The organism is Rhodoligotrophos appendicifer (assembly GCF_007474605.1).
Lineage (GTDB): Bacteria > Pseudomonadota > Alphaproteobacteria > Rhizobiales > Im1 > Rhodoligotrophos > Rhodoligotrophos appendicifer.
In genome coordinates, this window is sequence record NZ_VHKL01000002.1 from 239,173 (window position 1) to 253,199 (window position 14,027).

General features: G+C 65.2%; 13 protein-coding genes. 10 read left to right on the forward strand and 3 right to left on the reverse strand.

Features of this window, described 5'->3' with window-relative positions; genetic code table 11:
* Positions 1 to 191: 191 nt before the first annotated feature.
* Genes FKM97_RS05235 through FKM97_RS05255 form a run of 5 tightly spaced genes read left to right on the forward strand, consistent with a single transcriptional unit; the run spans position 192 to position 4,577 of the window.
* Positions 192 to 1,331: a mandelate racemase/muconate lactonizing enzyme family protein gene (locus FKM97_RS05235; RefSeq protein ID WP_143958113.1), complete on the forward strand. Its 1,140-nt coding sequence runs from the start codon at positions 192 to 194 to the stop codon at positions 1,329 to 1,331.
* Between the two features lies 1 nt (position 1,332).
* Entirely contained in the window at positions 1,333 to 2,112 is a 780-nt protein-coding gene (locus FKM97_RS05240; protein WP_143958114.1) for an SDR family NAD(P)-dependent oxidoreductase, read from the forward strand.
* Complete coding sequence (locus FKM97_RS05245; RefSeq protein WP_143958115.1) at positions 2,109 to 3,062, forward strand: C-terminal binding protein; 954 nt, start codon at positions 2,109 to 2,111, stop codon at positions 3,060 to 3,062. The genes FKM97_RS05240 and FKM97_RS05245 overlap by 4 nt, the downstream gene beginning before the upstream one ends.
* Positions 3,059 to 3,802 carry a FadR/GntR family transcriptional regulator gene (locus FKM97_RS05250; RefSeq protein ID WP_170240763.1) on the forward strand — a complete coding sequence of 248 codons (744 nt, stop codon included), beginning with the start codon at positions 3,059 to 3,061 and terminating at the stop codon, positions 3,800 to 3,802. The genes FKM97_RS05245 and FKM97_RS05250 overlap by 4 nt, the downstream gene beginning before the upstream one ends.
* On the forward strand, positions 3,795 to 4,577 hold the full coding sequence (locus tag FKM97_RS05255) for an acetoacetate decarboxylase family protein (protein ID WP_143958117.1): 783 nt from the start codon (positions 3,795 to 3,797) through the stop codon (positions 4,575 to 4,577). Before FKM97_RS05250 ends, FKM97_RS05255 begins: the two co-directional genes overlap by 8 nt.
* On the opposite strand, the gene FKM97_RS05260 is transcribed toward FKM97_RS05255, so the two are convergent.
* On the reverse strand, positions 4,531 to 5,031 hold the full coding sequence (locus FKM97_RS05260; RefSeq protein WP_143958118.1) for a PaaI family thioesterase: 501 nt from the start codon (positions 5,029 to 5,031) through the stop codon (positions 4,531 to 4,533). The two genes, FKM97_RS05255 and FKM97_RS05260, sit on opposite strands and share 47 nt — an antisense overlap.
* A gap of 169 nt (positions 5,032 to 5,200) precedes the next feature.
* On the opposite strand from FKM97_RS05260, the gene FKM97_RS05265 reads away from it, so the two are divergent.
* The 4 genes from FKM97_RS05265 (at position 5,201) to FKM97_RS05280 (ending at position 11,325) form a co-directional block, all read left to right on the forward strand.
* Positions 5,201 to 5,803: a TetR/AcrR family transcriptional regulator gene (locus tag FKM97_RS05265; protein WP_170240764.1), complete on the forward strand. Its 603-nt coding sequence runs from the start codon at positions 5,201 to 5,203 to the stop codon at positions 5,801 to 5,803.
* Between the two features lie 86 nt (positions 5,804 to 5,889).
* Positions 5,890 to 6,981: an efflux RND transporter periplasmic adaptor subunit gene (locus tag FKM97_RS05270; protein WP_143958120.1), complete on the forward strand. Its 1,092-nt coding sequence runs from the start codon at positions 5,890 to 5,892 to the stop codon at positions 6,979 to 6,981.
* A gap of 12 nt (positions 6,982 to 6,993) precedes the next feature.
* Positions 6,994 to 10,110, forward strand: a complete 3,117-nt coding sequence (locus FKM97_RS05275) for an efflux RND transporter permease subunit (RefSeq protein WP_143958121.1) — start codon at positions 6,994 to 6,996, stop codon at positions 10,108 to 10,110.
* 69 nt (positions 10,111 to 10,179) lie between these two features.
* Positions 10,180 to 11,325, forward strand: coding sequence for a trans-sulfuration enzyme family protein (locus tag FKM97_RS05280; RefSeq protein ID WP_143958122.1), 1,146 nt, complete (start codon positions 10,180 to 10,182; stop codon positions 11,323 to 11,325).
* Between the two features lie 34 nt (positions 11,326 to 11,359).
* Here FKM97_RS05280 and FKM97_RS05285 read toward each other — a convergent pair whose 3' ends face one another.
* Both FKM97_RS05285 and FKM97_RS05290 read right to left on the reverse strand, forming a co-directional pair.
* Positions 11,360 to 12,307, reverse strand: coding sequence for a DUF6282 family protein (locus FKM97_RS05285; RefSeq protein ID WP_143958123.1), 948 nt, complete (start codon positions 12,305 to 12,307; stop codon positions 11,360 to 11,362).
* A gap of 23 nt (positions 12,308 to 12,330) precedes the next feature.
* A complete protein-coding gene (locus FKM97_RS05290; protein WP_205014736.1) occupies positions 12,331 to 13,122 on the reverse strand; it encodes an HpcH/HpaI aldolase family protein in 792 nt (263 codons plus the stop codon).
* A 101-nt stretch (positions 13,123 to 13,223) separates the two neighbouring features.
* Here FKM97_RS05290 and FKM97_RS05295 point away from each other — a divergent pair, with 101 nt between their 5' ends.
* A complete protein-coding gene (locus FKM97_RS05295; RefSeq protein ID WP_170240765.1) occupies positions 13,224 to 14,021 on the forward strand; it encodes an IclR family transcriptional regulator in 798 nt (265 codons plus the stop codon).
* Positions 14,022 to 14,027 lie beyond the last annotated feature (6 nt).

The window sequence follows — 14,027 nt, forward strand, 5'->3', positions numbered from 1 at the left end:
CTGTTCAACCCACCTTGGCCGAGTGCAGTTTGCAGCTTGAAGTCGACCGTCGAAGCCGCTAGCGTGCATTGGCCTTACCAATTCAGCAGGTTGTTCAGCCGTCCGCAAGAAGTTTGTGCAAATCCGAGACCGTCGCAGAACGGTCCGTCGACGAGAGGCAGCCAGGATGGGGAGTAGACGGACGCTTAGCCATGACGAGTGACCTGACCATCGACCGGGTCGAGACCTGGGCGTGCAGCCTGCCGCTGCCCTCCGCTCTCTCCTTCGGAAACTTTACCGTGACGTCCCGCCAGTATGCAGCGGTGCGGATCACCACGCGCTGCGGGCTCGTCGCCGACTGCCTCGGACATACCCGCCGATCGCCGGTGGACGTGGCGATCGCCGACCTCCTGGCACCCCGCCTCGTGGGGAAGGATGCCGGAAATCACGGCGAGCGGCTGGCGGATCTGCGGCGCGCAACCTTGGCCATCGAGGATGACGGCGTCATCGGCCGCGCCCGCTCCATGGTGGATATCTGCCTGTGGGATCTGCGTGCCCAAGCCCTCGGTGTGCCGGTCTGGCAGCTGCTCGGCGGTCATCAACGGCAGGTGCGGGTGGGACTCGTCGAGGGCTATGAGATCGAAGGCGAAGGAGAGGACGACATCGCCGCCCGCCTTACGGCGCGGGCGGACGAAGGCTACGACTTCTTCAAGATGGAAGCCGCTCATTATGGCGAGCCGCGCCCCATTCGGCGGATTCTCGAAACGGTGAGACGGTCGGTCCCGAAGGCCGAATTCACCTGCGATCTCGCCTGGTCGTGGAAAACGGCCCGGCAGGGGCTGGAGGCCGCCGATCTGTGGCAGGATCTCGGCATCGGCTGGATCGAGGATCCCATGCCGCGGACGCGGGTGTCCGAGATCGCCTTCCTGCGCCAGCATTCCAAGGTGCCGATCGGGCTCGGAGACGAATGCACGCGCCCGCTCGACCTCGAGAACTTGATGGAACGGGAGGCCATCGACGTCGTGCGGGTGGATGCGACCACCATCGGGGGCTTCACCGCCGCCCTGAGCCTCGCTGCCCGAGCGGTGTCGAAAGGCTTCCGCGTGTCCTATCACGTCAATCCGGAAGTCCATCGCCATTGCGTCTTCGCCGATGACGCTGCCGACCATATCGAGGTGTTTCCCGCCGACCGGCCCTTCGACTGCTCGCATATGCTGATCGAAGCGCCCGCCTTCGCCGATATCGAGCGTGGGCACCTGTCGCCGCCGACCGCGCCCGGCACCGGGCTCCGCCTGAACAGCGACGCGCTTGCCCATTATGCCTATCGCCACGCCATCCACAAAGGCGACTAGCATGACGTCAGACGCCAAAGCCGTCTTCATCACCGGCGGTGCCAATGGCATCGGCTGGGCCACCGCGGAGACCTTCGCTGCCCGGGGCTGGCACGTCACCATCGCCGATGTGGAGATCGCGCGCGCACGGACCCGAGCCGAGGGCTTCGCAGGCAAAATGCTGGCGCTGCCTCTCGACGTCACCGATCGCGTCGCGGTGGACCAGGCCTTCGCCTCGGCCACCGCGCATTGGGGCCGCCTCGATGCGCTCATCAACAATGCCGGCATTCAACGGCATGCCCCGCTGGAGAGCCTGACCTTCGAGAATTGGAACGCGGTGCTCGACGTCAACCTGCATGGCGCATTGCACTGTCTGCAGGCCGCAGGGCGGATCATGCTGGCCCAGGGCAGCGGTGCCATCGTCAATCTCGCCTCCATCGCTGCGACCCGCGGTGCCCCGGGTCGCGCTCCCTATGCGGTGTCGAAGGCCGCCATCGCGTCGCTGACGAAGACTGCTGCCGTGGAGTGGACCGCCCGCGGCGTGCGGGTCAATGCGGTCGCCCCCGGCTATGTCGAGACCGATCTGGTGACCGTCGCCGTCGCGGAGGGGCGCCTGAACACCGTGCCGATGATCGAGCGGACGCCGGCGCGACGGCTGGCCGATCCCTCGGAGATCGCGCGGGCCATCTATTTCCTCTGCACGGAGGATGCCTCCTATGTCAGCGGTCATGTGCTGCATGTGGATGGCGGCTTCGAAGCCGATTACGGCGTCCCGTTCTTTCCACCCAAAGCCCTGCCATGACCCGTATCGTCGTGACCGACAGCACCTTCGGCGCGTTGCCGCATGAGCAGGCAGTGGCCGCCCGGCACGGCGCGCAGTTGGACAGCTTCCAGTGCCGGACCGCTGAAGAGGTGGTGGCCGCCGTCGAGGGGGCGGATGCCGTCTTCGTTCAGTTCGCGCCCATGACGGACGCCGCGCTCAGCGCTCTGAAGACAGGGGCGACCGTGGTGCGCTACGGCGTCGGCTTCGACAATATCGACGTCATCGCCGCGCGTCGGCTCGGGGTTCAGGTCGCGTATGTGCCGGATTATTGCGTGGACGAAGTCGCCGACCACACGCTGGCCATGCTGCTCTCACTCTACCGGAAGCTCCCGGCCCTGGACGCCTCGGTGCGAGGGGGGGACTGGAGCGCCGTCGCGGTGTCGCGTCCCTTGAGACCCGCAGCCGAGACGGTCATAGGCTTCCTCGGCCTCGGCCGCATCGGTCGGGCAGTGCTGGCGCGGCTGCGTCCCTTCGGTTTCCCGATCATGGTTGCCGATCCGATGCTCGACGCGGCGAGCGCGGCCAGCCTCGGCGTGGGCTCCTCAAGCTTCGAGGCAATGCTGCCGCAGGTCGATGCGCTGCTGCTGCATGCGCCGGTCACCCCCGAGACGCGGGAGATCATCAATGCAGTCTCGCTGGCGCGGATGAAGACGGGCGCCGTCATCGTCAATTGCTCGCGCGGTGCGCTGATCGACGAGGCGGCCCTGGCGGAGGCCCTGACCCGAGGCCATCTCGGGGCGGCCGCCCTCGATGTCTTTGCCACCGAGCCGTTGCTCGCGACGTCGCCGCTCAGGCAGGCGCCCAACCTGCTGTTGTCGCCGCATGCGGCCTGGTATTCTGATGCCGCCATGGACACGCTCCAGCGCCTCGCCGCCGACGAGATCGATCGTGCGCTGAGCGGAAGGCCGCCACGATGCCCCGTCCCATGACCGCCCGCACCGGTGCCTCCATGGAGGATTTCGCTCCGATCGAACGGGTGTCGGTCGCCGAGCAGGTGGCGCGGAACCTCCTGGACCTGATCCGCTCGGGAAGCGTCCGGCCCGGCCAGCAGCTGCCGACGGAGCGCGATCTCGCCGCAACCCTCCAGGTCTCGCGTCCCTCTGTGCGCGAGGCCCTGAGGGGATTGCAGATCCTCGGCGTCGTCAAGGTACGGCAGGGTGGGGGCGTGTTCGTCAGCTCGCTGGAAGCGGCGGAAATCCTGGCGCCGCTGCAGATGCTGATCACGCTCACGGAGGAGAACTTCGAGGCGCTGCACGAATCTCGCGTCGTGGTCGAAGGGGCCATGGGACGACGTCTGGCGGAGAAGGTCGATACAGGCACGATCGTGCGGCTCACCAAGATGGCGGAGATCCAGAAGGGCCTCATCCGCAATCCGGTCGCATTCCGCGTGTCCGACATGGAGTTCCATCGCACCCTCGGTGCCGCGCTCGACAATCCCTTCCTCGAGCGCATCTCGGAGGCGCTCTACTTCCTCGGCAACGAATATCGCAAGATCGCCTGGGAGACCCCGGGGGTGCTCGCGCGGTCCGTCGAGGACCATGTGCAGATCATCGCCGCGCTCGAGACGCGGGACGCTGCAGGCATCGAGGCGGCGATGGTCCAGCATATGCGCAGCGTGCACGAGACCACGCGCGCCGCCATGGTCGCGAAGGGAGAGGCCGATGAGTGACTGGAAGAGCCAGGCCGCCGACCGGCTCACTCTGGAGCGCATCCTCGCTCCCGGCTTTTCCACACCCTTCGATGCTCCCACGGTGCCGCCCTTTCCCTTCGGCTTCCGGAATGCGGAGGTCTTGACGCTCGCCTGGCGGACGGATGAAGAGGCAGTGGCGCGGATCCTGCCGCCGCCGCTGGAGCCGGCCTCCGACATCGTTCTCGCGCATATCTACAAGATGAACGATACGGAGTGGCTCGGACCTTATTACGAAAGCAACGTCATGGTCGGATGCCGCTATGGCCCGACAGGGCAGGCGGGCGGGTACTCACCCTATCTGTTCCTGTCCTCGGATGGCGGCGTCGTCCATGGGCGCGAGGTGCATGGGCAGCCAAAGAAGCTCGGGGCGCCGAAGCTGGAGGCGCGCGGGGATGCCTGGGTCGGCACGATCGAGCGCAACGGCATCGACCTCCTGACCGGCACCATGGCCTATAAGCAGCAGCGTGCGGAGATCGCACGGATGTCGGGCTATTTCGACTTCGCCCTCAACATCAACCTGAAGGCCATCGACCATATCGACGGCACGCCGGCCATCCGGCAGCTCACGGCGCGTCGGCTGGGCTCGCTCACGGTGCATGAATGCTGGTCCGGTCCCTGCACGGTGGAGCTGCGGCCAAACATCCAGGCGCCGGTCTATCGTCTGCCTGTGCGGGACATGCTGGAAGGCTTCTGGTGGCGGGCCGATTTCAGCCTCGTTCCGGGCGAGATCCTGCATGATTATCTGAGCCGCTGAGGCCCTCCCTCGGGAAGATCAACAGGGTGGAGGTCGCGGACGCATAGAGCCTGCCATTGCGGTCGACGAGCTTCGCTTCGGAGAAGGCGACGCGGCGACCGAAGCTGAGAACACGACCTTCGGCGCGAACTGCTCCGGTTTCCGTCGTCAGCGCCCGGTGGTAGGCGACCTTCAGTTCCAGTGTCGTATAGGCCTGCTGCGCTGCCAGCTTAGTGTGAACGCTGCAGCCACAGGCGCTGTCGAGAAGGGTCGCCGCGTAGCCGCCATGGATGGTGCCCAGGGGATTGTAGGCATGGAGCCCCGGCACGCCCTCGAAGACCGCCGAACCATCGCCCACCTCGATCAGCCTGAACTCCATCGTGTCGCCGATGGGCGGACGCCCGCCCCTGTCGATCAAGGCCTGCAGGATCTGCCGGCCGGTGAGGGAAGGGTCCATTTCCTCAAGCAGATTCATAAGAGCGTCCCAAAGCAAATATTGATGATGGCTGTCATAATGCCGGCTCTACCACGATTGCCAAACATGCGTCATGCACCATTTTCCATCCGTTTTTTCCCGGCAAAGATCGGCTCTCTTGTAAAAATGATAAATTATGATATTTATCAGAAATCAGTCAGGAGCGCCCATGGCCCCCCGCAGCAAGCAGACGCCGGATGAGATCCGCGACCAGATCGCCAAGGTGGCGGAGGATCTGTTTCGGCGGATGGGCTTCACGAAGACAGCAGTCGCCGACATCGCCGCCGAACTCGGAATGTCGCCTGCCAATGTCTACCGCTTCTTTCCCTCAAAGCACGCGATCGTGGAATGCATCTGCAGCCGCTGCCTGGGCGAAATGGAGGCGGAGATCCGCCGCGTCCAGCAGCAGGACTTGCCGGTGCGGACGCGCATCCATGCGGTTTTCCAGACCATCCTCCGCAATCACCTGGACAATTTCATCGAAGAACGCCGCGTGCATGAGATGGTCCTGGTGGCGATCGAACATAATTGGCAGAACATCCTGGCTCACAGGGAGCGGATCCGGACGACGACCGCGCAGCTCCTGCGAGAAGGCATCGCCGATGGCAGTTTTGCCCTACACGATCCGGAAGAAGTGTCTGCGATCTTCCTCGATTGCTGCGCGCGCTTCTGCCACCCCGTTCTCGTCGCCCAGTCGGCAGAAGAAGAGCTCGACAAAGGCCTCCAACGCACGATCGATTTCCTCTTGAAGGCGATCGAGCCAAGGGATTGAAACCGAAGCAGCGCCGGATCGTCCGCGACCGAAAAGTGACAATTGTGGATTTTCATCAGTTTTTAGGGATCAGGTCGGAGCCTTCAATGAACGCCTCTTTCACCCGCCTTTCCGCTGTTGCGGTGCCAGTACTGGCCGGGCTGATCCTCGGGGCCTGCTCCGAGCAACAGGCGGCCGAGTCCAAGGCGGAACCGCCACGGCCGGTGCAGGTCACGCGGGTGATCCTGGCACCGGCACAGGATGAGAAGACCTTCGTCGGGACGGTCAAAGCACGACATGAAAGCGCTCTCGGGTTTCGGCTCGCGGGCAAGATCACTGCGCGCCTCGTCAATGTGGGCGAGACGGTCAAGGCGGGCCAGAGTCTCGCACGGCTCGATCCCGAGGATCTCAGCCTCGAGCTGCAATCGGCGGAGGCGGAGCTTGCCGCGGCGCAATCGAACCTGACTCAAACGAGTGCCGAAGCCGATCGCTATGATTCACTGCTCAAGCGCGGTTTCACCTCTGCCGCCGAATTCGACCGCAAGACCCTCGCCAAGCAGGAGGCCGTGGGACGGCTGGAGCGGGCGCGGCGGTCCCTGGATCTCGCCCGCAACCGGCTCGGCTATGCCGAGCTGCTGGCCGATCATGACGGGATCATCGTCGAGACGGCCGCAGAGCCCGGCCAAGTGGTTGCCGCAGGTCAGACGGTCATCCGGCTCGCCCGGCTGGACGAGCGGGAGGCGGTGGTCTCGCTTCCCGAGACCGTCATCGCCGAGGCACGCAACGCCCATGCCACCGTATCCCTCTGGGCCGATCCCGGCAAACGCTACGAGGCCGTGCTGCGCGAGCTGGCGCCGCAGGCAGATGCCGGGAGCCGGACCTATGCCGCGCGGTTCACGATCCGGCATCCCGACGACACCATTGCCTTGGGCATGACGGCCACCGTCACTCTGCGCGCGCCCGGACCGGAGGTTGCGCGCCTGCCGTTGTCGGCGGTGTTCAACCAGGGCGGCGGCGCGCAGGTCTATGTGGTCGAGCCGACGCGCCATGTGCTGGAGAGGCGGCCGGTCAAGATCGCCGCCTATACGGAGGATGCCGCGCTCGTCAGCGAGGGACTCGAGGCGGACGAGGAGGTGGTCAGCCTCGGCGTGCACAAGCTCAATCCGGGCGCCACCGTCCGGACCATCGACGCTCCTTGAGCAGAGGCTTCCATGTCGCGCTTCAACCTTTCGGAATGGGCGATCACGCATCGGGCACTCGTCCTGTTCGCCATCCTGCTGCTGGCGGCCGCCGGGGCCTATTCCTATTTCAAGCTGGGGCGCGGGGAAGATCCGTCCTTCACCATCAAGGTGATGGTGGTGAGCGTCGCCTGGCCGGGAGCGACGGCCACGGAGATGCAGGAGCAGGTCGCCGACCCCATCGAGAAGAAGCTGCAGGCGCTGGCGCATCTCGACCGGGTGGAAAGCTATTCGCGGCCCGGCATCTCGTTCATCCAGGTGATCCTCAGGGACACGACGCCCCCGTCGGAGGTGCAGGGACTCTGGTATCAGGTGCGTAAGAAAGTCGGCGACATTCGCGGCGCGCTGCCGGCCGGGATCGTTGGACCCGGCTTCGACGACGAATATGGCGACGTCTATTCCGCCCTCTACATGCTCAGCGGCGACACCGTGAGCCCGGCACAGCTGAAATCCATCGGCGAGGAGATGCGGCAGACGCTGCTGCGGGTGCCGGATGTGGAGAAGGTCGATCTGATCGGGGTGCGACCTGAGCGGATCTATATCGAGTTCAGCCATACGAAGCTCGCGACCCTCGGGGTGACGCCGCAGCAGATCTTCGACAGCGTGGCGCAGCAGAACGAGGTGGTGGCCGGCGGGGCGATCGACACCGCCGCCGACCGGATCAATCTGCGGGTCACCGGCGCGTTCCAGGGCGTTGACGCAATCGAAGCCGTCCCCATCGCCGTCGGCTCCACGCTGTTCCGCCTGGGAGACGTCGCCGAGGTGAAGCCGGGCTACGAGGATCCGCCCAGCTTCCTGATCCGCCAGCATGGAAGGCCGGCCATCGGCCTCGGGGTCTCCATGTCCAAGGGCGCGAACATCATCACCCTGGGCGAAAACCTCAAATCCGCCATGGCCGGGATCACCGCCGAACTGCCGGTGGGCATCGAGATCACCCAGGTCGCGGACCAGCCGCATATCGTGGAGGAATCCGTCGGCGAGTTTCTGAAGACCTTCATGGAGGCGCTGGGGATCGTGCTGCTGGTGAGCTTCCTGTCGCTGGGCCTGCGCACCGGCGTGGTGGTTGCCCTGTCCGTACCGCTGGTGCTGGCCATCGTGTTCGTCATCATGTTCGCGGCGGGCATGGACCTGCACCGCATCACGCTGGGCGCCCTGATCATCGCCCTCGGGCTGCTGGTGGACGATGCGATCATCGCCATCGAAATGATGGTGGTGAAGATGGAGCAGGGCTGGGACCGGTCGAGGGCTGCGACCTTCGCCTGGACCTCGACGGCCTTTCCCATGCTCACCGGGACGCTGGTGACCGCGGCCGGGTTCCTGCCCGTGGGCTTTGCGAAATCGGGCGCAGGCGAATATGCGGGCGGCATCTTCTGGGTCGTCGGGATCGCCCTCATCGCCTCGTGGTTCGTGGCGGTGATCTTCACGCCCTATCTGGGCTTCAAGCTCTTGCCCGACATGAAGAAGGGCGATGTGGAGCATGCGCATGAGAATGCCCTTTACGACGGCCGCCTCTATCGGCCGCTGAAGCACCTGATCGCGCTGTGCATCCGCTGGCGCAAGACAGTGGTGCTGGTGACGGTGGCACTGTTCGCGGTGGCCGTGGTCGGGTTCGGCTCGGTGCAGCAGCAGTTCTTTCCCACCTCGACCCGCAACGAGCTGTTCGTGGAAATGCGCATGCCCGAGGGCACGGCCATCGGCGCGACCGAGAAGGTGGCCGAACAGGCAGAACGGCTCATCGAGGGCGATCCGGACGTTGCGAGCGCCACCACCTATGTGGGCCGGGGGGCGCCCCGCTTCTGGCTCGGTCTCAATCCGGTGCTGCCCAATGCCAATTTCGCCCAGATCGTCATCGTCGCGAAGGATATCGAGGGGCGCGAACGGCTGAAGGCACGGCTGGAGCGGCAGATCGCCAATGGCGCGCTGGGGGAGGCGCGGGTGCGCGTCGACCGTTTCGTGTTCGGTCCGCCGGTGGGTTTCCCGGTGCAGTTCCGGGTCATCGGGCCGGATCCCCTGGAGGTGCGGACGATCGCCGCCCAGGTGCGCGAAATCATGGCTCAGGACCAGGCCGTGATCGATCCCCATCTCAATTGGGGCGAGCAGACGAAATCGGTGACTCTGCGGGTCGACCAGGACCGGGCCCGGGCCATGGGACTGACGCCGGCCCAGGTCTCGCAGACGCTGCAGACCCTGCTCACGGGCTATACCATCACCCAGCAGCGGCGCGGCATCGACCTCATCGACATCGTGGCGCGGGCGGTTCCCGAGGAGCGGCTCGACCTCGACCATCTCGCGTCGCTGACGGTTGCCACGGTCAATGGCGTCGCCGTGCCACTCGGCCAGATCGCCCGGATCGCCTATGATTTCGAGGAGCCAATCCTGTGGCGGCGCAATCGCGACCTCGTCCTCACCGTCCGCGGAGACGTCATCGACGGGGTCCAGCCACCGGACGTGACGACGCGGCTTCTGCCGAAGCTCGATCCGATCGTGAAGGCGCTGCCCGAGGGCTATCGCATCGAAACCGGCGGCTCGATCGAGGAAAGCGCCAAGGCCAACAAGGCGCTGGTGGCCGTGTTCCCGGTGATGATCATCGCCATGATGACGCTGCTGATGATCCAGCTGCAGAGCTTCTCGCGGCTCGCCCTGGTCATGATCACGGCGCCGCTCGGGCTCATCGGCGCCACTGCGGCGCTGCTCGTCGCCAACATGCCCTTCGGTTTCAATGCTACTCTGGGAATGATCGCGCTGGCGGGCATGATCATGCGCAATACCGTGATCCTGGTGGATCAGATCGATACCGACATCGCCGCCGGACATGCGCAGGACCAGGCCATCGTGGATGCGACGGTGCGGCGGGCGCGGCCCGTGGTGCTCACGGCGCTGGCCGCCGTGCTGGGCATGATCCCGCTGACCACGAGCGCGTTCTGGGGCCCCATGGCGGTCACCATCATGGGCGGACTGATCGTGGCCACCGTGCTGACGCTGCTGGTGGTGCCGGCCCTGTACGCGCTTTGGTTCCGGGTCAAGGTGACGACGCCGGAGGTCATCGCCGAAGCCGATGGGGACTTCGGTGTTCTGCAGCCGGCCGAGTGAAGAACCAATTCCCAACAGGAGATTTTGGCGCTAAAACAGTTTTAGTTTATCAACAGGAAACAAAGTTTCATGGCCGATAATTTCAAGGCGTCGCCTCGGTCCCGCGTGGCGCAGATCGGACATTTCGTCGATCCGGCCCATGGAGCGATCGTCCCCCCGATCCAGTTCGCCACGACCTTCGCCCGGGACGAGACCCATGAGCTGATGGGCGAGTTCCTCTATTCCCGTTATGGCTCTCCGACCGTGGCCCAGGCCGAGGCGGCGCTGGCGGAGCTCGAGGGAGCGGAGGCGGCGTTGCTCTATGCGTCCGGGCTTGCCGGGATCGTGGCGGTCTGCGAGGCCCTGCACAAGGGGCAGCATATGGTGGCTCCTCGCATCATGTATCATGGCGCCCAGAGCTGGATGCGCCGCATCGCAGAGCGTCGCGGCATCGGGCTCGACTTCTACGAGACCAGCGATCCCAAGAGCCTGGCGCGCGTCGTGCACCGGGAAACGGCGCTGGTGTGGGGCGAGACGATCGTCAATCCCACCTGGGACGTCCTCGACATCGCGGCTGCCGCGGATATCGCGCATGAGGCCGGAGCCCTCCTCGTCGTCGATTCAACCTGCGCGCCGCCGGTGACGACGCGGCCGCTCGATCTCGGCGCCGACATGGTCTTCCATTCCGCCACCAAATACCTCAACGGCCATAGCGACCTGACCGGGGGCGTATTGGCGGTGAAATCCCGCAATGCCCTGTGGGACGACGTGGTGGTGACGCGGAAATATCTCGGCTCGATCATGGCCCCGTTCGAAGCCTGGCTGCTGATGCGTGGCATGCGCACCGTGTTCGTGCGCTTCGAGGCGATCTCGGCTGCGGCGCTGAAGATCGCGCGGGGGCTCGAAGGCAATGGGAAGGTCGAGCGGGTGCTCTATCCAGGCCTGCCCAGCCACCCGGACCACCAGACGGCCGTCAAGCAGATGAGCAATGGCTTCGGCGGCATGATGTCCCTGCTGGTCAAGGGCGGAGAGGCCGAGGCCAAGCGCTTCGTCACATCGCTCAAGCTGTTCCTCCCGGCGACGTCGCTGGGCGGCGTCGAGAGTCTCGCGGAGCACCGGCGCACAGCAGAGGGGCCGACATCGGAAGTGGCACCGAATCTGGTGCGGCTGTCGATCGGCATCGAGGACGGAGACGACCTCCTGCGGGATGTCGAGCAAGCGCTGGAGAGGATCTGAGGTCGCCTGAGCGTTGGACCCTGAAGCGGCAGCCTTAGTTCGGCAGGCCCAGGAGGCCGGCGGCGTTCCTGCCGATCAGGATCTTGATGTCGTCGGCCGTGAATTGCAGATCGAGCAGCATCGAGACGATCTGGCGAAAGCCCTCGACCGGCCGCGGCGCTTCCGTGAGGCCGAGATCAGAGCCCAGAATGGTGCGGTCAATCCCGGCCACGTCGATCCAGTGCTTCAACTGGTCCGGCGTGAACTGTTTGACGCGGCTGTCGACAAACATGCAGATCGAATGCTCCATATAGGCGCCCAGCGCGACCAGCCCCCGGATGTCCGCGTCACTGCAGCCGACGACATAGGTCGGGTGGTTCACCATCATCTTCTTCACGCCGCGACGTTTGGCTTCCTCGAATAGGGGGAAGAGTTCGGTCACGTGCAGATGGCCGCCGGCAAGGATGATGTCGGCTTCGGCAATGATATCGAGCACCGCGAGGGTCTCGTCGGTGAGTTTCCGGTTCGCGTCGAGAACGCTCAGCGGGATCGGCTCCAGCATGCGCTGGGCGGTCTTGGGGAAGTTCTTCGCGTCACCGGAGCCTTGCGCCAAGTGATTGGCGGCGGAGAAGGTCGGCATCCAGACGATCTTGCCGCCCAGCTTCACGCAGTGGTCGACGGCATGGGGATTGACCCCACCGGTCGCGTTGTTCAGAGCGACGCCCGAAAACAGCTTCACGCTCGTATCGGGAAAAAGCCTCTCCAAGATCTGGGCATGAGCCATGCCGGGATAGTAGTGGTCCTTGTAGAGCAGGGCTGAGAACTTGGCGTCGGCCGCCTCCTGCATGGCTTCGGCGTGGTCGAGAATGCGCGGCATGACGGAGGGGCCGGAATGGCAGTGGAGATCGATGGCGCCGGGCAGGATGGCGGCCACTTCTGCGGCACGCCGGGGGTCCTTCAAGGCCTGGTCGGTGGGAATGCCGGGCTCGAGAGTGGCGGCCATGGGGTCCTCCGTCTATGGCGCGCTCAGTTGGCGCGGAGGCTCGAGAAGTCCTGCAGAAGCCTGCCGGCGGCCTGGCGCAGGAACCCCTGGTCCGAGGAGACGATGAAGCCGGTAATGCCGAGCGCCTTGGCGCTTTCGGCTTCCGCCGCATTGGCGACCATCAACAGGACGGGCTTGTTCACGCGCTTGGCGGCAGCCACCACCTTCTCCGTTGCGGCCATGATTTCGGGCGCCGCCATGGACGCCGCCCCCATCGCCACCGACAGATCGCCCCGGCCGACGAAAAAGGCATCGATCCCATCGACAGCCACAATGGCATCGATCGCCTCGATCGCCTCGGGGTCCTCGATCATGGCCACGACCGTCGCGGCCTTATCGCCCGCGTCCACATGGTCCCACATGCCCACGGCACCAAAGCCTCCGGCACGGGTTGTGTTGGAGAAGCCCCGCTTGCCGCCGCGATAGCGGCAGGCGGACGCCACGTCGCGGGCCTTCTCGGCACTGAAGACATGCGGCACCATAACGCCGGTCGCCCCGTCGTCCAGCACGGCCAGCAGCTTGGCGGCCGTCGGCTCGGAGACGCGAACGATCCCTGCGGTGTTCGAAGCGCGGGCGGCAAGCAGGCCGGCATCAATGGTCACCCGGTCGAAGGGGGCATGTTCCTCGTCGATGACCACGAAGTCGAAGCCGAGGCCGCCGATGATTTCGATAGGATGCGTCGCTGGGGTCTTGATGAAGGTGCCTACCACCAGTTCATGGGCCAGCAAGCGCTGGCGAAAATCGGCCGCCGAGGGACGGCCGGACGGGGCACTCATGGGCATCCTCCTTGTTTCGAACAGCGAAACGAAATATCATTTTTATGAAGATTTGGCGGTGCGACCGCGATCCTGTCAAGGGAAAAAACAGGGGTCCCTGCATGCCGAAGGTCGGCGGAAAACAGAGTGGCGGCGTGCAGTCGGTGGTGCTCGCGCTGCGCCTCGTGGAGCTGTTTGTCGAGGCGCGCAGCCCGATCGGCATCACGGCCCTGGCCGATCGTCTTGGCACGACCAAGAGCCGAATCTATCGTCATGTGCAGACCCTGGTTCAAGAAGGATACATCACCCAGGCTCCCGATTCGGAGCGCTATCAGGCCGGACCCAAGCTCGTCATGCTCGGCCGGATCGTCAACGACAATCTGGATCTCGCAGAGGCGGCCGCACCCATCGCCCGGGAGTTGCGCGACGTGCTCGGTCATTCGACCGTCGTGTCGCAAATCGCGCCCGACGGCGTGCAGGTGCTGCTGACCTTTCCAGGCCGATCGGCCGTGGAAATCGGCGTCCGACGCGGGTCCGTCCTGTCCTATCATGCCTCGGCGCAGGGGCGCATCGCGATGGCCTTTGGCAGCAGCGACCTGCAGGAGCGCGTGATCCGCTCGCCGCTGGAAATGTTCACGCCGCGCACCCTGGTCCGTCCCGCGGGACTGATCGCCGAGGTGGATCGTGTCAGAGCCCGGGGGTGGGCCGTGGCACCGGATCAGATGTTCATCGGGCTCAATGGCCTGGCCGCGCCCATCTTCGGAATGAACGGCGATCTGGTGGGCACTCTGGGGGTGCTCGATTCAACCCAATTCCTCGAAACGGTGCCTTCCGAAGTGCAGATCCGCAAGACCGTGGAGGCAGCCGCGCGCATCTCGGAGGCGTTGGGATACCGACCAGGGAGCTCCAGGCGGTCTTGAGGACTT

Excerpts from the sequence above, each read along its gene's own strand:
- FKM97_RS05255 (WP_143958117.1), top strand. The coding sequence starts at position 3,795 with ATGAGTGACTGGAAGAGCCAGGCCGCCGACCGGCTCACTCTGGAGCGC.
- FKM97_RS05295 (WP_170240765.1), top strand. The coding sequence starts at position 13,224 with ATGCCGAAGGTCGGCGGAAAACAGAGTGGCGGCGTGCAGTCGGTGGTG.
- FKM97_RS05260 (WP_143958118.1), bottom strand. The coding sequence starts at position 5,031 with ATGAATCTGCTTGAGGAAATGGACCCTTCCCTCACCGGCCGGCAGATC.
- FKM97_RS05245 (WP_143958115.1), top strand. The coding sequence starts at position 2,109 with ATGACCCGTATCGTCGTGACCGACAGCACCTTCGGCGCGTTGCCGCAT.
- FKM97_RS05240 (WP_143958114.1), top strand. The coding sequence starts at position 1,333 with ATGACGTCAGACGCCAAAGCCGTCTTCATCACCGGCGGTGCCAATGGC.
- FKM97_RS05250 (WP_170240763.1), top strand. The coding sequence starts at position 3,059 with ATGACCGCCCGCACCGGTGCCTCCATGGAGGATTTCGCTCCGATCGAA.
- FKM97_RS05280 (WP_143958122.1), top strand. The coding sequence starts at position 10,180 with ATGGCCGATAATTTCAAGGCGTCGCCTCGGTCCCGCGTGGCGCAGATC.
- FKM97_RS05275 (WP_143958121.1), top strand. The coding sequence starts at position 6,994 with ATGTCGCGCTTCAACCTTTCGGAATGGGCGATCACGCATCGGGCACTC.
- FKM97_RS05265 (WP_170240764.1), top strand. The coding sequence starts at position 5,201 with ATGGCCCCCCGCAGCAAGCAGACGCCGGATGAGATCCGCGACCAGATC.
- FKM97_RS05270 (WP_143958120.1), top strand. The coding sequence starts at position 5,890 with ATGAACGCCTCTTTCACCCGCCTTTCCGCTGTTGCGGTGCCAGTACTG.
- FKM97_RS05290 (WP_205014736.1), bottom strand. The coding sequence starts at position 13,122 with ATGAGTGCCCCGTCCGGCCGTCCCTCGGCGGCCGATTTTCGCCAGCGC.
- FKM97_RS05235 (WP_143958113.1), top strand. The coding sequence starts at position 192 with ATGACGAGTGACCTGACCATCGACCGGGTCGAGACCTGGGCGTGCAGC.
- FKM97_RS05285 (WP_143958123.1), bottom strand. The coding sequence starts at position 12,307 with ATGGCCGCCACTCTCGAGCCCGGCATTCCCACCGACCAGGCCTTGAAG.